The organism is Paenibacillus sp. NPDC056579, assembly GCF_042793215.1.
Lineage (GTDB): Bacteria > Bacillota > Bacilli > Paenibacillales > NBRC-103111 > Paenibacillus_S.
In genome coordinates, this window is sequence record NZ_JBHTVD010000001.1 from 426,306 (window position 1) to 445,267 (window position 18,962).

General features: G+C 52.8%; 19 protein-coding genes. 11 read left to right on the forward strand and 8 right to left on the reverse strand.

Annotation, left to right across the window (positions count from 1 at the left end; genetic code table 11):
* Nucleotides 1–21: 21 nt before the first annotated feature.
* Both ACFQ88_RS02120 and ACFQ88_RS02125 read right to left on the reverse strand, forming a co-directional pair.
* On the reverse strand, nucleotides 22–210 hold the full coding sequence (locus tag ACFQ88_RS02120; RefSeq protein ID WP_239634784.1) for a hypothetical protein: 189 nt from the start codon (nucleotides 208–210) through the stop codon (nucleotides 22–24).
* Between the two features lie 116 nt (nucleotides 211–326).
* Nucleotides 327–551, reverse strand: a complete 225-nt coding sequence (locus ACFQ88_RS02125; RefSeq protein WP_345774059.1) for an aspartyl-phosphate phosphatase Spo0E family protein — start codon at nucleotides 549–551, stop codon at nucleotides 327–329.
* A gap of 180 nt (nucleotides 552–731) precedes the next feature.
* Here ACFQ88_RS02125 and ACFQ88_RS02130 point away from each other — a divergent pair, with 180 nt between their 5' ends.
* The 5 genes from ACFQ88_RS02130 (at nucleotide 732) to ACFQ88_RS02150 (ending at nucleotide 6,788) form a co-directional block, all read left to right on the forward strand.
* Nucleotides 732–878, forward strand: coding sequence for a hypothetical protein (locus ACFQ88_RS02130; protein WP_239634785.1), 147 nt, complete (start codon nucleotides 732–734; stop codon nucleotides 876–878).
* A 275-nt stretch (nucleotides 879–1,153) separates the two neighbouring features.
* Complete coding sequence (locus ACFQ88_RS02135) at nucleotides 1,154–2,296, forward strand: glycerate kinase (RefSeq protein ID WP_379451475.1); 1,143 nt, start codon at nucleotides 1,154–1,156, stop codon at nucleotides 2,294–2,296.
* Nucleotides 2,297–2,344: 48 nt separating this feature from the next.
* Nucleotides 2,345–4,126, forward strand: coding sequence for a stalk domain-containing protein (locus ACFQ88_RS02140; protein ID WP_379451476.1), 1,782 nt, complete (start codon nucleotides 2,345–2,347; stop codon nucleotides 4,124–4,126).
* 52 nt (nucleotides 4,127–4,178) lie between these two features.
* On the forward strand, nucleotides 4,179–5,978 hold the full coding sequence (locus tag ACFQ88_RS02145) for a stalk domain-containing protein (RefSeq protein WP_379451477.1): 1,800 nt from the start codon (nucleotides 4,179–4,181) through the stop codon (nucleotides 5,976–5,978).
* A gap of 81 nt (nucleotides 5,979–6,059) precedes the next feature.
* Complete coding sequence (locus tag ACFQ88_RS02150; protein WP_239634791.1) at nucleotides 6,060–6,788, forward strand: phosphonate ABC transporter ATP-binding protein; 729 nt, start codon at nucleotides 6,060–6,062, stop codon at nucleotides 6,786–6,788.
* 71 nt (nucleotides 6,789–6,859) lie between these two features.
* On the opposite strand, the gene ACFQ88_RS02155 is transcribed toward ACFQ88_RS02150, so the two are convergent.
* The 3 genes from ACFQ88_RS02155 to ACFQ88_RS02165 form a co-directional block, all read right to left on the reverse strand.
* The gene (locus ACFQ88_RS02155) at nucleotides 6,860–7,834 is read right to left on the reverse strand and encodes a YpdA family putative bacillithiol disulfide reductase (protein ID WP_239634793.1); all 975 of its coding nucleotides are present in this window, start codon (nucleotides 7,832–7,834) and stop codon (nucleotides 6,860–6,862) included.
* A 96-nt stretch (nucleotides 7,835–7,930) separates the two neighbouring features.
* On the reverse strand, nucleotides 7,931–8,506 hold the full coding sequence (locus ACFQ88_RS02160) for a class I SAM-dependent methyltransferase (RefSeq protein ID WP_379451478.1): 576 nt from the start codon (nucleotides 8,504–8,506) through the stop codon (nucleotides 7,931–7,933).
* 96 nt (nucleotides 8,507–8,602) lie between these two features.
* Nucleotides 8,603–9,817, reverse strand: coding sequence for an NAD(P)/FAD-dependent oxidoreductase (locus ACFQ88_RS02165; RefSeq protein WP_379451479.1), 1,215 nt, complete (start codon nucleotides 9,815–9,817; stop codon nucleotides 8,603–8,605).
* A 152-nt stretch (nucleotides 9,818–9,969) separates the two neighbouring features.
* Here ACFQ88_RS02165 and ACFQ88_RS02170 point away from each other — a divergent pair, with 152 nt between their 5' ends.
* Together ACFQ88_RS02170 and ACFQ88_RS02175 are read left to right on the forward strand one after the other, a co-directional pair.
* Nucleotides 9,970–10,404: an RbsD/FucU family protein gene (locus ACFQ88_RS02170; RefSeq protein WP_239634796.1), complete on the forward strand. Its 435-nt coding sequence runs from the start codon at nucleotides 9,970–9,972 to the stop codon at nucleotides 10,402–10,404.
* A gap of 84 nt (nucleotides 10,405–10,488) precedes the next feature.
* On the forward strand, nucleotides 10,489–11,298 hold the full coding sequence (locus tag ACFQ88_RS02175; RefSeq protein ID WP_379451480.1) for a phosphodiester glycosidase family protein: 810 nt from the start codon (nucleotides 10,489–10,491) through the stop codon (nucleotides 11,296–11,298).
* Nucleotides 11,299–11,370: 72 nt separating this feature from the next.
* Here ACFQ88_RS02175 and tkt read toward each other — a convergent pair whose 3' ends face one another.
* Complete coding sequence (tkt, locus tag ACFQ88_RS02180) at nucleotides 11,371–13,389, reverse strand: transketolase (protein WP_379451481.1); 2,019 nt, start codon at nucleotides 13,387–13,389, stop codon at nucleotides 11,371–11,373.
* Nucleotides 13,390–13,512: 123 nt separating this feature from the next.
* Here tkt and ACFQ88_RS02185 point away from each other — a divergent pair, with 123 nt between their 5' ends.
* Complete coding sequence (locus ACFQ88_RS02185) at nucleotides 13,513–14,430, forward strand: LysR family transcriptional regulator (protein WP_379451482.1); 918 nt, start codon at nucleotides 13,513–13,515, stop codon at nucleotides 14,428–14,430.
* Here ACFQ88_RS02185 and ACFQ88_RS02190 read toward each other — a convergent pair.
* Both ACFQ88_RS02190 and ACFQ88_RS02195 read right to left on the reverse strand, forming a co-directional pair.
* The gene (locus ACFQ88_RS02190; RefSeq protein WP_379451483.1) at nucleotides 14,427–14,888 is read right to left on the reverse strand and encodes a nucleoside deaminase; all 462 of its coding nucleotides are present in this window, start codon (nucleotides 14,886–14,888) and stop codon (nucleotides 14,427–14,429) included. The genes ACFQ88_RS02185 and ACFQ88_RS02190 overlap by 4 nt on opposite strands.
* 36 nt (nucleotides 14,889–14,924) lie before the next feature.
* Nucleotides 14,925–15,638 carry an ankyrin repeat domain-containing protein gene (locus ACFQ88_RS02195; protein ID WP_379451484.1) on the reverse strand — a complete coding sequence of 238 codons (714 nt, stop codon included), beginning with the start codon at nucleotides 15,636–15,638 and terminating at the stop codon, nucleotides 14,925–14,927.
* A gap of 121 nt (nucleotides 15,639–15,759) precedes the next feature.
* Between ACFQ88_RS02195 and ACFQ88_RS02200 the strand changes: the two genes are divergently transcribed.
* The 3 genes from ACFQ88_RS02200 (at nucleotide 15,760) to ACFQ88_RS02210 (ending at nucleotide 18,783) form a co-directional block, all read left to right on the forward strand.
* Entirely contained in the window at nucleotides 15,760–16,635 is an 876-nt protein-coding gene (locus ACFQ88_RS02200) for a LysR family transcriptional regulator (RefSeq protein ID WP_345774060.1), read from the forward strand.
* A gap of 80 nt (nucleotides 16,636–16,715) precedes the next feature.
* On the forward strand, nucleotides 16,716–17,249 hold the full coding sequence (locus ACFQ88_RS02205) for an NfeD family protein (protein ID WP_379451485.1): 534 nt from the start codon (nucleotides 16,716–16,718) through the stop codon (nucleotides 17,247–17,249).
* 13 nt (nucleotides 17,250–17,262) lie between these two features.
* Nucleotides 17,263–18,783: a flotillin lipid rafts scaffold protein FloT gene (locus ACFQ88_RS02210; RefSeq protein WP_275590474.1), complete on the forward strand. Its 1,521-nt coding sequence runs from the start codon at nucleotides 17,263–17,265 to the stop codon at nucleotides 18,781–18,783.
* The last annotated feature ends 179 nt before the right edge of the window (nucleotides 18,784–18,962 follow it).

An 18,962-nucleotide genomic window follows, 5' to 3' on the forward strand; every position in this document is an offset into this window, starting at 1 on the left:
AGGCCTGTATTCCAATTATTCTTATTGAATGGTTCTGCGTTTAGGATCAAGCAGCAATTGGTCTTCCAGCGAACGCTTGATCTTGGTCATGGCGTCGACTTCCAATTGATGATTCTGAGGAAAACGGACACCGGTTAAAGCAAGCGCTTCGTTCAAGGTCAATTCAACGGAAATCTTTTTTTCTTGCTGATTTTGAGCTTCGTGAGTCATATGATATCGCTCCTTTACATGATCAATTGTGCTGCATCAAGCTAGAGGATTTCAACTGTGTGTAGAGAACCATGTCAGCAAAAAACCTTGATATTGCTTGATTTCAATTTAACACATCATGTCATGTTTTTCAAGTGCGAATTCGAAAAAGAGGCTCTATTTTTAAGAAGGCTTGTCCTTCTGTGCTTCATTCGCCTACGCTGCAGCTTGACTACCAAATGGTCTATTTGTTGACTTAATTCTACAACCTGCGGATCGACCAAACTGCCGGTTTCCTCGAAAAGCATGTACAAACGCTTCTGCATCTCCTCCATATGCTGACTCAGGTTTGACTCATCCATTTTTTTACGACTCCATTCGATAACAATATTTTCCTCACATCGTGCAATTATAATACAAACCTTTTATGAAAGATGTAAAACGCTGTCGACCAGTATGTTAAAGTTTTATGACAGATTAACACATAAAAAATGTAAAAAAAGGCATGCTATTTCCTGTGATACGGAAGGGGTGACGTAGTTATGGATAACAAAAAAGCCGATACGAAAAATAATCCCAATTACAGGGAAAATAAGTTTACGGAGGAAGAAGCGCTGGTACAAGCGGAGAATGCCGCCGAGCTGCCGGCAAGCTTGAACGAAATTCCTAAGGAAACGAATCCGCAATAAGCTCCGACAATATGCTGCCGTAACCTTTTACAGGTTCGGCAGTTTTTTTACATTTTGGGACTTACTTCAGTAGATCTGAATCGACTTTGAAGCCAAAGCACAGCTTAGCGGAGGTGTTTTTTTACGACCGCATCTGACGCAATCCGATTGTCAAACAACAGCGCGTTTCGTTGTCGATTGCCGTAATTACCGCGCGGTATGGCGCACAGCATGGGAACATGGTAGTATTTCATTATATGACAAGCACAATATGGCAAGAGAGGGGATTTACAGCCATGAAAATTGTTTTGGCTCCGGACTCATATAAAGGAAGCCTGTCGGCAAAAGAAGCCTGTGAAGCGATGGAGCTCGGAATCCGCCGCGCGCTCCCCGACGCGGAGATCGTGAAGGTCCCCATGGCGGACGGAGGAGAAGGAACCGTGCAGAGCCTCGTCGACGCGACCGGCGGTTCATTACATACTGTGCAGGTGCAAGGGCCTTTGGGCTCACCTGTTGAAGCTGTATACGGGATATTGGGAGACGGCGCGACAGCCGTCATTGAAGCGGCAGAAGCGTCGGGATTGACTTTAATAGAGCCAATTAATAGAAACCCTCTGCTCGCTTCAACGTATGGAACAGGGGAGCTTATTCGTCATGCCCTCGACAAAGGCTGCAGGACATTCATCATCGGACTGGGCGGCAGCGCTACCAATGACGGCGGAGCAGGGATGGCGCAGGCGTTGGGCGCCAGACTGCTGGATAGCGAAGGCGGCGCCATTGGTTTAGGCGGAGGCGCGTTGGCTGATCTGGCGTCGATAGATGTGTCGCAGCTCGATCCGAGAATCAGCGAGAGCCGGTTTACCGTCGCCTGCGATGTCAATAACCCGCTGTGCGGACCGCAAGGGGCGAGCGCTGTGTTCGGCCCGCAAAAAGGCGCGACGCCGGACATGGTCCGTCAGCTCGATATGAATTTGGAACGGTTCGCAGCCGTGGTCCTAAGAGACGCCGGCGCCGACATCCTGAATTTGCCCGGAGCGGGAGCAGCCGGAGGCATGGGCGGCGGATCGGTCGCCTTCCTGCGTGCAGAACTGAAGCCTGGCGTCGACATCGTGATCGAGGCGGCACAGCTCGCAAAACACGTACAGGGCGCGGATCTTGTCATCTCGGGAGAAGGCCAGTGTGACTTTCAGACCGAGCGGGGGAAAACTCCTTACGGCGTTGCCCGCACCGCCCGTCAGTACGGTGTCCCTTGCGTCTTAATCGCAGGCTCTATCGGCAAAGGAATCGAGGTCTTGTACGATAGCGGTGTCCTGAGTGTATTCAGCATGGTTGATAAACCGATGACATTGGAGCAGGCCATGGGAGAGGCTCCGCGATTGGCCGCAGATGCTGCGGAACGAATCGTCCGATTGTTCGCTCGTCCTGTTTTATTACGTTAATTATTTATAGTATTAATTATTATTAAGCCACAAAGGAGTTATTCAGTTATGCTTCGTTTCATTGCATCTTCGTTGAAAGCGCGCACTTTGATAAGCACCGTTGCAGCGGCAAGCTTGATCATGCCGTCGGCCGCCGGTGCCGTTTCGGTTACCCATCAGCATCTTCAGTTATTTGCAGACCAGTCCGAGGTGTATGTGAACGGACAGCAAGCCGAGGTGGACGAGCCCGCCTCGTTGATTAATGATCAATTTTACATCCCGGTCCGGTGGCTTGCAGATACGTTAAAGCTGGACCTGTCTTGGGTGAAGGATACGCAAACCGTACAGCTGATCACCTCCAAAGCTTTTATCGAGTTTCAATCCTCGCAGAACGCGATTAAGGTGAACGGGACTCCGGTTTCCTTCGATTCGGCGGCCGTCATCCGCAATGACCGGCTGTTAGTATCCTTGTCTTGGCTGGCGCAATACATTGACATGGATTATGAACTATCCCCTGACAAGAAAAGTATCGAGATTCGTTATATCGGAACTCCGGGGGCTACATATAGAGAATCTTTGCTCGTAAAAGACGATGCTCAGCCGAATTCCCGTCCGGTCGCGTTGTTTGCTTTCGGCAAGCCGGAATACCGGCTTGGAGAGAAGGTGGAATATGTCGATCTGAGCTACGATCCCGATGCGGAGGGGCTGCCGGTTTACGAATGGACCGGCAATGAGAATGCCTTCTATAAGCCGGGCACTTATCCGGTGACGCTGAAGGTTAAGGATGGCAACGGAAATGTGAGCGCTCCGTTCACCCGGACTGTGACAATCGTGGATGAGCCCTATTTGAGCCAGGAGCAATACCCTTACTACTACGGCCCGGCCGGCAAGGTGTTCCCAGCCGAGTCGGAATGGCTCGAGCAAACGGTCGGCAAGGACCGCAAGGTGCCGGTCATTGTGCGCCAGCAGACGGAACGGCCGCTCCTCTTCGGCAGAAGCTCGGAACCGGTTAAGGAATTAGGGTTCTTGTATCAGGAGAAGGTGAAGGGCAAGGCAAGGCTGTTCCCTCAGTTCACTAACGGGACCGGAAGTGCGGTTCAGTTCGCGATTGTGATCCAAAATCAGCAGGAGAAGGAAGTCAAAGTTACGACGACGAGGAAATCCGAGCAAGTGCCGTCGATCTATAACAGCGTACGCGGAGATAAAATCGCTGAAGATTTCCTTGGATCGGATCCGGTCGAAGATGTGCTAACCGTTCCGCCGAAATCAACCGTTTATTATAAAGTAAGCCCTCAAGCGGCCTCGGGACAGAGCTTCCAGGGGATGTACGACATAGAGACCGACGGAGAAGTGCTTGTTTCGTACGGCATGATGAAGCCGGATGAGCCGGCTTACAAGCTCGGATCGTATCGCTTCACGAATCAACAACCCGGGCAAAACGGCACCTATCCGGTGTCGGAAATAGCTTGGACGGTAGATTCGCGGGCACTGGTGAGCCCGACGAAGGCGGGGATCGGCGACGAGACGGTAGAGCCGGTCATTAAAGGCGCTGACTCTGTATTAAAGCAGGAAGCTTCTGCAGCCGGAAACGCCGGAATGCATTACAGTATCCGATTGTATGCCGGCAAGAATACGGCTATAGCGCTGCATCCGCGCGACGGATATTTCCAAGGAGCGGTCCGAGTCAACGGACAGTTCATTTCGCTGCCTGCAAGCGGTATGACTTCCCATGAAGCCGTGATCCTGTACAGAACGGGTGTCAAGGAAGAAGACGTCAGCATTGAGATTTTGCCGGCAGGAACAACGCAGCTTCCGGTCGATCTCGTGCTGTATCCGCTAACCAAGAAGTAATTAAGAAATTGCACTACTATATTCATGCTTAATAAAGGAGTTTGTCATTATCATGGTTTTCGCCAAAAAATTGTGTCTGATATGGACTGCATTGTCATTAACCGCCGCAGCCGCACTGCCTGCTGCTTCGGCAGAAACGGCCGCTCCCGCAGCGGCTCAAGCCGTCTCCGTTCCGGAAAGCTTGTCGGCACTGTTGTATTTCGATAAGAATGACGCTTATATCAACGGCAACTCAGTGAAACTTGACGTACCCGTTCTGGAGTCGAAAGGACAGGCTTACCTGCCGGCTGCGGTGCTTCCGTCCTTGCTCGGGCTCACCGTGCAATGGCAGGAAGCTAACAAGAGCGTGATGGTAACGACACCTTCGGGCTTCGCCGAATTCCAGCTGTCACCCAAGCAATTGCGCGTCAACGGAGCGGAGGAGGATTTCGATAAGGCCGCATGGCTGGTTCACGATCGGTTGTATGTATCGATGGATTGGCTGAACCGGTATGTAGGCTTCAAGGCGGTCGTGAACAAAGAGCTGAAGCGAGTCGAGCTTCAATATATCAAAATGCCTCAGAGCGGAGTATTCCATAACGATACGATGCCGAACACGAAGCCGGTAGCCCGGTTTACGGTAGACAAGGAGAAGTACCGGCTGGGCGAACCGATCCGGTATTCGAATATTAGCTACGATCCGGATGGCGATGCGATAACAAGCGTGAACTGGACCGGCAACGCGGAGGCGATTTTCGAACCGGGGTTGTTTAAAATATCGCTGCAGGTTACGGACAGCAAAGGGACGGTCAGCGATACATTCTCCCGCAATGTCGAAATCGTGAACGAGCCATATCTCGATCCGTTCGAGTACAAAGTGTATCATGAGCCGGTAGGGACCTATGTGAAGGAAGAGGAGCAGACGCTGCGCAGCTACTTGCGCGGAATCCCGCAGCTTCCTAACGAGGCTAAGCTGTTAGCTGACCGTCCGCTTATCGTAAGCGACAGCCCGGAAACGTTCACGGAAAAAGGGTTTTTGTACCAGGAACGGGTCAACGGGAAAGCGAGATTGTATGCGGATCATGTGAACGGGACAAATGAAAAGGTGCAGTTTGCCATCGTGGTGCGTAATCCGAGCCCGGACAAGTCCGTGAAAATTACGACAACCCGTAAAGGCGAGGTATATCCTTCTATTTACGCCAACTTGATTGGTAACGAAGCGACCATCGAGTTTTTGCAGGATAGAGGGGACAAGCCTGAGACGATTGTCGTAGGACCGCATGAAACGGTGTACTACAAGAAAAATCCGGAGTTTTTCCCCGGCCAAGGGATGAATGTCATTTATGATGTGGAAACCGACGGCGAGGTGTACTTCTCCTTCGTGGCTATGGACGCCGGGGCGGGAATCGACTCCATCGGGATGTATCCTCAATTGGATTACACCGGGAACGTCCGGGGGACGTTTAACGGCTCGGATGTGATATGGAATGTGGACGCCAAGTCGTTCGACAAGCCTTCCAGCCTTGCGATCGGCGACGGTACAACCGACAAATTCGTAACGGGTAACGACTTCTTTATGAAGAAAGATTCGTTGAACCTCGGAAACTACGGGGTGGTATACAAGATTCATATCGATCGTCCGAGAGCGATGTCTGTACTGCTTCTTCCGCGCGGAGGCGTATTTAAAGGACCTTTCGAGGTCAACGGCAGGATCGTGCAGACTCCACCGTCCGGGGCTATGATGGACTATACAGGGTATGTGATCCTGGGCAGAACCGATGGCACCGAGCCTTCACTGGATATTGAATTTTCTCCTGCCGCGGGCTCCGCTTTCCCGGTAGATGTGATTTTCTATCCGATAGACGAGAAATAAACCGTTTTTCTAAATCGGCCCGGGTACGGTATAATATAGGCAGCGCATTCGGACTACGGCAGGCAAAGGAGCAACGATCCGATGATCATTGTACGCAATTTATCGAAATCATTTCCGCCAGGGCAAGAGATTTTATCCAAAATCAGCTTCCAGGCCGACGAGGGCGAGCTTATCGCCTTGGTTGGAGCCAGCGGCAGCGGGAAGACGACGTTTTTTCGCTGCTTGGCTTTGAAGGAGAAGTGGGACGAAGGCCAATATATTTATAACGGCAACGACATTTCCCAGGTTCGCGGGCTGGAGCAGTGGAAGCTGCGTAAAGACTGGGCTTATCTGGAGGAGAAGCCGAATCTGAATTTGAAAAAGTCCGCATTGAAAAACGTATTAAGCGGCTTGTTTTTCCATAAGGCGTGGTGGAGAATTCTCTCGGGAACGACTTCCAACGACGACCATATGACCGCGATGGATTACCTGGATAAAGTCGGGCTGCTGGACAAGGCTCACGAGCCTGCGGAGAAATTGAGCGGGGGCGAGAGGCAGCGCGTGGCGATCGCCAAAGCGCTGATCCGCGGAGCCAAGGTTATCTACGCCGATGAGCCGGTATCCGGTCTCGATCCGGAGGCGGCGAGCAAAGTGCTGGATGATTTGAAGGAAATTTGCCGCAAGGATAAGGTCATCGTATTTTGCAGTCTGCATCAACTGGAGCTGGCCGAGAAATACGGCTCGCGTATTTGGGGGCTGTCCGGCGGCAGGCTGGTCGTAGACATTGCAGGCAGAAGGCTTACGCAAAGGGAAAAAGATCTAATTTTTTAAGCTTCAAGCAAAAGGACATCCCGATTTCTTATGTCGGGATGTCCTTTTTATCATGTCATGGGGATGGCGGACTAGAGAGAGGAGACAATATGCTTTGCAATCAATCCGCCATGAAGCCGTCCGGTTTCAATGAATACTTCGTTCGCATTGCTTCCGGAAGCGGCCACGCCGGCTATGAATAACCGTGGTACGGTCGTTTCCATTGTCTCCGGGTTATAGACCGGTAGGGTCTGTGATTCGTCGAGCTCAGCGCCAGCTTCGGTCAGCATGCCGCGGTCCGGCCGAAATCCGGTGAGAGCCAGTACAAAGTCGTTATCGAGCACCTGCTCCTCTCCATCTTCCACTACGGTAATGGATCTTTCATCGACGCGAACCACTTGGGAACGAAACATCATCCGAATCCGTCCTTTGTTGACCATACTTTCGAAGAGAGGCAGCACCCACGGTTTTATGTTAGGGGAATAAGCATCGCCACGGTACACAACGGTAACGTCGGCTCCGACGCGAAGCAGGTCCATGGCGGCGTCTATCGCCGAATTGTTGCCGCCGATCACCGCCACTTTCGTGCAGCTGTAAGGATGAGCTTCTCTGTAGTAGTGAGTTACTTTGGACAAATCCTCGCCGGGAATGCCCAGCAGGTTCGGATGGTCGAAGTAGCCTGTCGCCACTATCACATAACGTGCTTGCGCGGAAGCTTGCTTGCCGAAACGATCGGTCAAGCTCAGGTCGAAGTGGCCTGCATCCGTTTTGCGAATGGAAGTGACCTCGGTATACGACTGAACGCGAACGTTGTTCCGCAGCGCCGCATTCCGGTAATAGTTCATGGCTTCCAGCCGGGTAGGCTTGTCATTCGGCGACGTAAAAGGAATGCCGCCGATTTCGAGCAGCTCCGGCGTACTGAAAAACGTCATATACGTCGGATACAGACTGATGGAATGTACTAGACAATGCTTTTCTATAATAAGGGGCTCGATCCCAAGCTTTTGCAGCTCCAGCGCCGCCGACAAGCCGCATGGACCGGCTCCTATAATAATGACTTGTTCCAAACTAATTGCACCTCGCTTATGATTACTATGGCTAGAGAACTAAACACGCTTCTCTTTTTATAGTAACCGATCAGAGAGAAGGATGCCACCGATCCGTCATCTTTTTCTGCAGACGTATACGAAAGCGGGAGGCACATTCCGCATTTCAAAGCGGATGGATTCAATATGGAATAGGCTTGCAAACTGTTTTTTCATTTGCAGCGAATATTGGAATGCAATGAAGTAGCCTCCAGGCCGTAAAGCGCGACGGACTTGATCCATTAAAGCATCGCGGACCGGTTGAGGAAAATTGGCGAAGGGAAGTCCGCTGATGACACAATCGACATGCTCAAAGCCTGCTTCCCTTACAGCCGAGCACAGATGTTTCGCATCGGCGTATGTATTCGACTCGGGAAACTGCAGCGCCAGCTGCTTCCGCAGATGCGAATCTTTCTCGAAAAGCAGGACCGTCGTGTCCGGCATCATTTTGCGATGAATGGCTTTGGTCATTACGCCTGTACCGCAGCCTAACTCCGCCACGCAGTGAATGCTGCTCCATGGGACGGCGTCGATCATTTTATGGGTCAAATAGCGGGAGCTGGGTGTTACGCTGCCAATCGTTCTAGGAGTACGAATAAATTTGTAAAGAAACTTTACTTTTTCCATTGCTGAGGTAGACAGGTTGGCACTCATTCTTCAAATCTCCTCCTTTTTACCTGCTTCTATCATAGCCTAAGCTTGGCTGCTAAATATGAAGATAACCTGAAAATTCGCTTAATAATGAGTCGGCTATCGGGCAGGGCGGTCCAAGCGGAACAAGTCCGCATCGGGATGAGCTCCTCTGGCAATGATACCGCTAATGATTTGAGCGGCGATGGTGCTGTATACAGTCCCATTGCCCCCATAACCCAGAGCAAAATAACAATGGGGCAAATCCTCGCGTTCTCCGATTAGCGGCAATCCGTCGTGGGTCGTTGCATAGGGTGCCGACCAATAGTAGTCTGCTCGCAGTCCGGTCAAGGCGGGGAACATCCTGCTAATTTCTTCAAGCAATCGTTTGCTTTTTGAAGGAAGCAGGGCGTCGCGTTCCTCCGGAATCTTCGTATTTTCATCCAGCCCGCCAGCAATAATGCGCCGATCCGGCGTCGTTCGTAAATATAAATAAGGACGGGCCGTTTCCCAGATCAAGCTCTGCTCGTACCACCCGGGAAAGTCTGAAAGAGGCTCGGTAGCGATAGCATAGGTACTTTCCATGACCGCATTGGGGTGACGCTTAACCTGTAAAGCTTCATAGCCCGAAGCTACAACGGCTCTGGCGGCCGTAATGGTTCGGCGCTCTCTCGTTGTGAAGACCAACGGTGGCGTACCGGTTTTGTGCGAAACGACCTCCGTATGCTCATAAACCCGCACACCTGATCTTTTCAAAACCGATATTAATTCGGAAGTCAGCCGGTAAGGATTAATTTCGGCATCGCCGCTGCTGAAGATCGCGCCCGGTCTATGAAAAGAATAATGCCGCGCTATTTGCTCGGCTTCCCAATATTGCACGGAAAATCCATAGGTCCGCAGCGTATGGAATTCCTGTTTTAACGCTTCGACATCCTTCGGTTCCGATGCCGCGTACAGATTACATCTTCTGCGAAATTCTGCCTCAATGCCGAGCACGGAGCATATGCTCTCCAGCTCATCCAGCGCCTGACGGCATAGTTGATAGAATCGGACGCCGTCTTTCTCGCCGAACGAATGGATGCAGGATGTCAGCGATTTGTCGTTGGCGAATTGAAGATGACCTGCATTGGCCGCTGTGCTGCCGCTCGCGATGGTGCGCTTCTCGACGATGACCGTATCGATGTCTAGCTTAGCTAAATAGTATGCGCACAACGCACCCGCAATCCCGCCGCCGATGATCAACACGTCGCAGGATGTATCTTCGGTCAGTGGGGGAGATACCGGCGGGGGTGGCGAAATGTCCGGCCATAACAGCTTGCCGACTGCTAAATCCATGCATGAACTCCTTTATTCATATGATTCTAATAGGCTTTCACGGCATTGATTTTTTATACTATGATTTATGGTTGAAGCAGCCGTTGACAATCTCTTATCGACTTGTATAGGATTAATGGGAATCATTTCTTAATCAGAGAGGAAGATTGGATATGTTAAAAGGAATTCCTTCGGTGCTTTCGCCTGAATTGTTGAAAATATTGATGGAAATGGGACATGGGGACGAGCTGGTGCTGGCCGACGGCAATTTCCCCGCAGCGAGTCACGCGCAAAGACTGGTACGCTGCGACGGTCACGCGATTCCCGGCTTGCTGGATGCGATTCTGACCTTTTTCCCGTTGGATACTTATGCGGATCATTCCGTTGCGCTCATGGAGGTCGTTCCCGGTGACCCGACGGTTCCGGTAATATGGGACGAGTATAAGGCTTTGGTGCAAAAGCACGATCCGCAAGCATCGGAGCTGAAGACGGTGGAGCGGTTCGCTTTCTATGAACGTGCGAAGGAAGCGTATGCGGTTGTAGCGACAGGCGAGAAAGCATTGTACGCCAATATCATTTTGAAAAAAGGCGTCGTTAAAGAAGGGTGATCATAAATCGGAATCTATTTTCATAGAATGAGAGTAATAGAATATATGATTCTATGAAAAACGGTGTAAATGGGGGAGCCTTGGATGGTTGTTCGTGCGCTGCGAGGAATGTTCGGCTGGCCGACAAGGTCGCAAATACCGATGCTTCTGGCCGCTTTTTTATTCGGCAATTTGTTGGCGGTGCTGTTCACAGCCGTACAGCCGACCTCGCCGTTCTTTCACCCAAGGCATTATACCTACCAGGAAACGGTTGCCGCGAATGGAGTCAGGCTGTTTGCCTTGCAGACCGTACCGCAAAATATCTCATTGAAGCCTATTGCGACGAATGTTTCCCGCACGCCCGATTATGGCATTAACGGCGGTTTTTTCTGGGAAGGTTACCTGCTCAGCATTGCTGTCATTAACGACAAGCCTTTGATAGGACAGCCGGAGGACTACGGTTCCGGATGGTACAATATCGATTACCCGAAAGGGACGCTGGTCTGGGATGAGATTACGAGGCGATTTTCCGTGCAGGTCGTCCAGGACGCCCATGAAATCAAAGTAACGGACCGGCAGCGTTATTGGGCACAGGGCGGGGTAAGCATGTCTTTGCATAATGGAGCCCGTTGGATTCAGCAGGCAAGGGCTGAGGATATGCCCGCATTTGACGAGCCGAGATTGCGCTCCGGCGTGGTTTACGACGACCGGCAAAACGTATGGATGGTCGTTACGGACAAGCCGTGTACGGTGGAGCAGTTCCGGACGGCGATAGTGGAGAAAATTGGCAACGGCAGGTTGGTGGACGGCGTGTTTCTCGATGGTGACGGCTCCAGCCAAATGAACAGCGCCCAGAAGGTGTTAAAGGGCGATTCGCGTGAAGTATACCAAATGATGGCGTTGAAGCAAAAATAAAGCAAGCCGCCGAAAGCGATTCTCAATCGCTTTCGGCGGCTTTGTTATTTTATTGGCTAAGGCAGAGCCGGATTATGCCAGCAATGCTTTGACGCGGCTTACTACGTTGTCGACAGTGAAGCCGTATTCGTTAATAACCTTGGAAGCAGGCGCGGAAGCTCCGAAACGGTCGATGCCCATCACATCGCCTTGCTTGCCGACATATTGATGCCAGCCTTGCGGCGAAGCCATCTCGATGGCAAGACGCGCTTCCACGTCCGGAAGCAGCACGGAATCCTTGTACGCTTGCGGCTGCTGGTTGAACAGCTCCCAGCTCGGCATGCTGATGACGCGCACATGCACACCTTGCTCGGCGAGCTGCTTCTGTGCCTCAACCGCCAGCTGCACTTCGGAACCGCTGGCGATCAGCTGCGCTTGCGGCTTGCCGTTCGCTGCGTCGGACAATACATACGCTCCGCGAGTCAGCCCTTCGGCTCCCAACGTGGATGTGCCTGCCAGATTCGGCAGCGCTTGACGAGTAAGGACCAAAGCGACTGGGCCGGATTGATTTTGCACCGCGTGTTTCCAAGCAAAGCCGGTTTCGTTGGCGTCGGCTGGACGCAGCACGGTGATGCCAGGGATGCTGCGCAGCGCAGGCAGCTGCTCGATCGGCTCGTGAGTCGGTCCGTCTTCGCCGACTGCTATGCTGTCATGCGTAAATACGTAGATCACCGGCAGCTTCATAATCGCAGCAAGGCGAATGGCAGGACGCAGGTAGTCCGAGAATACGAAGAACGTAGCTCCGAAAGCGCGGACGCCCTGGTGAAGAGCCATCCCGTTCAATGCAGCTCCCATGGCGAATTCGCGAACGCCGAAGAAAATGTTGCGCTGGCTGTAGTCGTTTCTTGTCAGACGGCCTGAGATTTTGATATTCGTCTTGTTCGATGTTTCCAGGTCCGCCGAACCACCCAGCAAATGAGGCACTTTCTTTGCGAGCGCATTGAGAGCGAGCTCCGATGCAGCGCGTGTAGCTATAGCTTTATCGTCAGTGGAGTAGACAGGAACCTCGGAGTCCCAGCCTTCCGGCAATTGGCCGCTTACTGCTGTTTCGAACTGCTTCGCAAGCTCGGGATACGACTGGCGGTACTGCTCGAACTTGGCTTGCCAAGCAGCTTCATGGGCTTCGCCTTCGCGTGTGAATTGTGCAAAGTGAGCCTGAACGTCCTCCGGAATATAGAAATCCTTATCTTCCGGCCAGCCGTAGGCTTGCTTAGTCAGGCGCGTTTCCTCTTTGCCAAGAGGAGCGCCGTGAGATCCGTGCTCGCCTGCTTTGCCGCTCTTGTTCGGACTGCCGTAGCCGATCACGGTTTTAACTTCGATCAGAGACGGACGAGGGTCTGCCTGAGCTGCGGCAATCGCCTTATGGATGGCTTCCAGATCGTTGCCGTCCTTCACTAATTGAACGTGCCAGCGGTAGCTCTCATAGCGCTGCTGTACATTTTCGGAGAACGACATGCTCAAATCGCCGTCCAACGAGATGTCGTTCGAATCGTAGAGAACGATCAGCTTGCCGAGCTGCAGATGGCCGGCCAAAGAAGCCGCTTCGCCGCTGATGCCTTCCATCATGTCCCCGTCGCCGCAAATCGCATAGGTGTAATGATCCATGACGTTGAAGCTGTCGCGATTGTAGGTAGCAGCCATATGCGCCTCGGCAAGAGCCATACCTACTGCCATGGCGACACCTTGTCCCAATGGTCCTGTTGTTGCGTCTACGCCCGCCGTATGGCCATATTCCGGATGGCCCGGAGTAAGGCTTCCCCACTGACGGAACTGCTTCAATTCTTCTAACGGAAGGTCGTAACCGAACAAATGAAGCAGGCTGTACAGAAGCATGGAGCCGTGTCCGGCAGACAATACGAACCGGTCGCGGTTAATCCATTTCGGGTTGCTCGGATTATGCTTCATAAACCGGGACCACAGCTCATAGGCCATTGGAGCCGAGCCCATTGGCATGCCGGGATGGCCTGAGTTTGCCTTGTCGATAGCATCGATAGCCAGCGTACGGATCGTATTGACCGCTTTTTGCTGGATGGTAGTGTTTAGCAATGTCATTGGATTTCTATTCCTCCTCGAATTCGAAAGGTTAGTATCGATTCACTTTCTAGATTATAATAGGACGATGAGGTATATATGAAATCGATATTATACATAGCAGATATAGAAGGGAATAATACCATGATTGCCAATCTGGAATTGTATCGCGCTTTTTATTGGACAGCCAAGGAGCAGAACGTCTCACGAGCCGCGGAGCGTTTGTTCATTACGCAGCCCAGTGTCAGCCATGCGATCAAGCAGCTGGAGAGCGAGCTCTCCGTTCATCTGTTTCATCGGGGACCCAAAGGGATGAGATTGTCGGAGGAGGGGCAGCTGCTGTATTCACAGATCGAGCTTGCTTTTCAAGTGATCGAATCGGCGGAAAGACAGCTGGCGGACATCAATAACTTATTGCGCGGAGAACTGCGGCTCGGGAGCAGCGATTCGTTGTGCAAGCATTACTTGCTGCCTTCGCTCGGCCGGTTTTGCAACGACTATCCGCACATTCGGCTGGACTTGGTACACGGGACGACTCCGGAAATTATACAGAACATCAAGGAGGGGCGGATTGAATTCGGCATCGTCAGGCTGCCGGTGGCAGACAGCTCGCTAACCATATTGGAGACGATCGAGGTACAGGATTGCTTCGTGGCGGGTCCGAGATATTTTCATTTGACGCAGCAGCCGATCCCGCTGTCGGAGCTTTCGGCGAATCCGTTGATTCTGTTTTCCAAAAACAGCAGCTCCCGGCGTTTTATCCAGGATTTCGCCCTGTCGCAGGGCGTCGCTATCGAACCGGAGATTGAGCTGGCCAGCGTCGACCTGCTGATCGAGTTCGCCAAGGCGGGACTCGGCATATCGTTCGTTACCCGGCAGTTTGTGCAGACGGAGCTTGCAACCGGCAAGCTGGCCGAGGTCAAGCTGACGGAACCCATTCCGCAGCGTAAAATAGGCATCGCCCTATTGAAAAATAGGCGGCTTTCGTCAGCCGCCACCATGTTTTTACAGCAATATTTGCATGTCGAGCCGGGCAGAAAGAACGGCAAACCGTTCGGTTAACGCCGGTTCGTCTGCTTCCAGAGCTCCATCGGGTTCTGCGCCGTATCCGGCTCCATCCGTTGAATAGGCAGAGCTTGCCGCTCTAGAGGGAGCGATAGCTGCTGATACACATGCTTGGTGCTCATTCCGATGGCTGCCGCATCTTCTTCGGTATAGGCATAATAGACCGCCTTAGCTCCGGTCCAATGGATGGCCGCGAGACACATCGGGCACGGCTGGCCGCTGGCATACACCTCGCAGCCGGTAAGCTGCGGGCTTTGCAGCTTATTGCATGCTTCGCGGATCGCCTGAATTTCCGCATGCGCAGTTACATCGTGCGTAGCCAATACATCGTTGACTCCGGTAGCGATAATTTCGCCGTCCTTGACGATGACGGCTCCGAACGGCTTGCCGCCATGCTGCTTCGTATTGTTATAAGCGAGCTCGATCGCTTGACGCATAAACTCATTGGGTTTCATGGTGTCGTATCCCTCCTGTTGATCGATGCGCGTATTTTATTTGGCTCCTGCTTGAACCAGCATAGCTTCAATTTCTTTATAGCCGCGCGATCTCGCATGCTGCAATGGGGTAATGCCGTCCTTATCCGGTATGTTTACGTCAGCGCCATGTTCAATAAGCAGGCGAACGATTTGCTGATGTTTTTCTCCGCCATTGCTTAATACGATCGCCTCGATCAGTGCGGTCCATCCGAGATTGTTGATATGATTCACATTAATATCCGAATGCTCCAGCAGCTCCTTGACTACCTCGACGTGACCTCTTTCCGAAGCGGGAATGATGGCGACTCCGCCGTAACGATTCGTGAGCTTCGTATCCGCCTTGGCCTCTACGGCGATTTTGACGATGTCCAGCAATCCTTCCGCACCGGCGTACAAGAGCGGATTATCGCTGCGCTGGTCTCGGATATTCAGATCGGCGCCCTTGGCAATGAGCAGCCGCAAGGTTTCCGGCTTGTTCCCGTGCGTGGCGGCCATTGCAGCCGTTCTGCCTCTGCCGTCCGTAGCGTTAATATCGGCTCCCGATGCAAGCAGCCGTTCTACTGCTGCATTATCTCCTTTTTCCGCGGCCTCAATCAATTGGGCGTTCTTGTTCATTTCGGTTTCCATCGGTTGAACCGACTCCTTTCCGGTTTGGACGGGCTGTGTTGCATCTATTGAGCAGCCCGTAAGTGTAATGGCAATGGACAATAACGTGATGGGTATCCACATAGAGCGTACACCACCCTTTCGAAGTGCTTGTTTCTATGCTACCATGGATCTTAATATACGGAAAATATCATTAAAATTAGAAAAGTATATGTAATCCATATAGGAGATCATGGAGGTTCAAATGCTGGATATTCGGCAACTGCGTTACTTTATTGCAATTGCGGAGGAGAAGCAAATCTCCGCCGCCGCCAAGAAGCTGCACATGGCTCAACCGCCGCTAAGCCAACAGTTGAAACAGATGGAGGAGGAGCTGGGAGTTCCGCTAGTCATCCGCCACGGCCGCGGTCTGGAGCTGACGGAGGCAGGCTCGACCTTGTACAGGCATGCGCTTCATATTACCAAGTCGATGGAGCAAACGCAGATGGAAGTAAGGCAGACCGGACTCGGCATGCGCGGCAAGCTGACGATCGGCGTCAACACGCTATCAGCCGAGGCGTTTTCGCGGCATCTGCTCCAATTTCAATCCCAATACCCGGATATTACCTACAAAATTCAGCAGAACGAATCGGCGCATCTTTGCAGGCTGATCCGGGAACGGGCGATTGAGCTTGCCCTGATCCGCTTTCCGCTCCAGTTGGATGAATTCGCCTATTATCACATCAAAACCGAGCCGTTGTACTTTCTCACCTCTCCGTTATCGGCCCTGGACGGACGGCAGGCTACATACGAGCAGATGGGCGATTTCCCGCTCATCATCCCGAGCACAGACGGCCTGGGTCTCCATCACATGATTGTGGAGCGGCTGTCTAGAGAGCACATGGAGGCGAACATCGTATGCGAGTGCTCGGATATCGCCCTGTTGATGGAGCTGGTGGAGGCCGGCTTCGGGGCGGCGATAGTACCTGAGGTCGTCTTGCAGAAGCACCGGGGGTATAAAGTGAAGGTCCATGAGCTTGCGGATTCCGCCTGGACGGCATCATCGGGGTTTATATGGCTGAAGGAGCACCACTTGTCTCCATCCGCCAGCCGGTTCCTGGAGTTATGGAAGGACGGATAATTCAGGAAAAGTTTTGAAACTTTTCCTCGGATTTGGCGTATTACTTTACGAAGCTAACTAAATTAGTCAGGAGGGTGCCCATGCTGCAATTGTATTGGGGGTTGCTCATCACCGGCGTGCTGCTGGCTCTCGTAACCGTCGTTTTAGGCGATATTTTAGGCAATGTGCTGGACGGCATGTTTGACTTTTTGTCAGGCGAGCACATGCACGCGCTGCAGCCGATGGTTCTGTTCAGCGGCATTACCGTATGGGGCGGAGCAGGCATTTTGTTGTCGAAGTATACGGCCTGGAGTGCGATAGCCGTTCTGTTCAGCTCTGTCGTATGCGCCTTACTGATGTCGGTCCTCATTTATTTCCTGTACGTGAAGCCGATGCAAAACAGTGAAAATTCGGTAGCGTTCTCCATCCACGATATGGCGGGCAAGATCGCGGAGGTTACGGTAACCGTACCTTCCGTCGGCTATGGAGAAGTCATGTTGCGCGCGGGAGCAGGCAACACGAATCAGATTGCCGCAAGCTATGAGGGAGACGAAATCCAAACCGGCGCGAGGGTCGTTGTCGTCGAAGTGAAGGACGATACGCTGTTCGTAGCCCGTTTAGATAAATTGGAGTAGAGGAGAGATGTTCATGCCAGAATCTTTAGTTATTCCAGCCGTGATAGTAGGGGTCATACTCGTTTTCGGACTCGCATTCTGGGCGCGGTACAAAACGGTAAGCCCTGACGAAGCAATGATCGTAACAGGATCGTTCCTCGGCGCGAAAAACGTCATGACGGACGATTCCGGGAGAAAAATCAAGATCGTCCGCGGCGGAGGCGCATTTATTATTCCGATATTCCAGCAGTCCCAGTTTCTTTCTCTGCTATCCCATAAGCTGGACGTTTCCACTCCGGAGGTCTATACGGAGCAGGGCGTGCCCGTCATGGCTGACGGCGTGGCGATCATCAAGATCGGCGGCAGCGTGGAGGACGTAGCGACCGCGGCTGAGCAGTTCATGGGCAAGCCGACGGAAGCCTTGAAGGGAGAGGCGCAGGAGGTGCTGGAAGGGCATCTTCGCGCGATTCTGGGCTCCATGACGGTGGAGGAGGTTTACCGCAACCGCGATAAATTCGCTCAGGAAGTGCAGGGCGTTGCTGCGAAGGATTTGAAGAAGATGGGGTTGCAGATCGTATCCTTCACGATTAAGGATTTGCGCGACAAGCACGGTTACCTGGATGCGTTAGGTAAGCCGCGAATCGCAGCGGTGAAGCGCGATGCGGAGATTGCCGAAGCGGAGGCGGTCCGGGATGCGAGGATCCAGAAAGCCCGCGCCGAGGAGGAAGGGCAGAAGGCCGAGCTGCTTCGGGACACGAATATCGCCGAAGCGTCGAAGGAGAAGGAGCTGAAGGTCGCTAGCTTCAAGCGCGAGCAGGATACGGCGCGCGCGGAAGCCGACCAAGCGTACAATATTCATGAGGCCCGCGCGAAGCAAAGCGTGGTCGAGGAGCAGATGAAAGTCGAGCTCGTTCGCAAAGAGCGCGAAATCGACCTTGAGGCGAAGGAAATTCTTCGCCGCGAGAAGCAATACGACGCCGAGGTGAAGAAGAAGGCGGACGCGGACCGTTACGCCGTCGAGCAAGCGGCCGAGGCGGATAAAGCGAAGCGTCTGCGCGAAGCCGACGCGCTGCAGTACCGCATCGAGGCGGAGGCGAAGGCGAATGCCGAGCAGAAGCGGCTCGAGGGCTTGGCTGTGGCGGATGCGGAGCGGGCCAAGGGTACGGCCGATGCGGAGGTTATCCGCCTGCGCGGTTTGGCCGAGGCCGAAGCGAAGCAGAAGCTTGCCGAGGCGTTCGAGAAGTTCGGCGAGGCCGCGGTGCTCGACATCATCGTGAAGATGCTGCCGGAGCTCGCCGGCAAAGTGGCGGAGCCGATCAAAGGCATCGACAAGCTGACGGTGGTCGATACGGGACACGGCGAAGGAGCCGCCCGCGTGAGCAACTACGTCACTTCGCTCATGGCTACGGCGCCGGAAATGCTCAAAAGCGTAAGCGGCATCGATCTCGAGAAGCTCGTGAAGGGGCTGACCCAGCGCGGTCAAAGTCCGGCGGCAGCGCCTAAAGCGGCCGAGATTGCTCCCGCATCCGCAGGTTCGACAGAAACTGCATCGTAATTAAGTTTGATCCCTTAAGCATCGACCCGGGTTCTTCGCAAGAAGACGCCCGGGTCGTCTTTTTTTCTACGCATGGACTGCGCAATTATTGGCGCTTTTTTCATTGAACAAACAAAGTAAACGAGCTATAGTAGAATGGATTCCAACTGTCAGGAGTTGGAACGCGAGCTGACACTAGG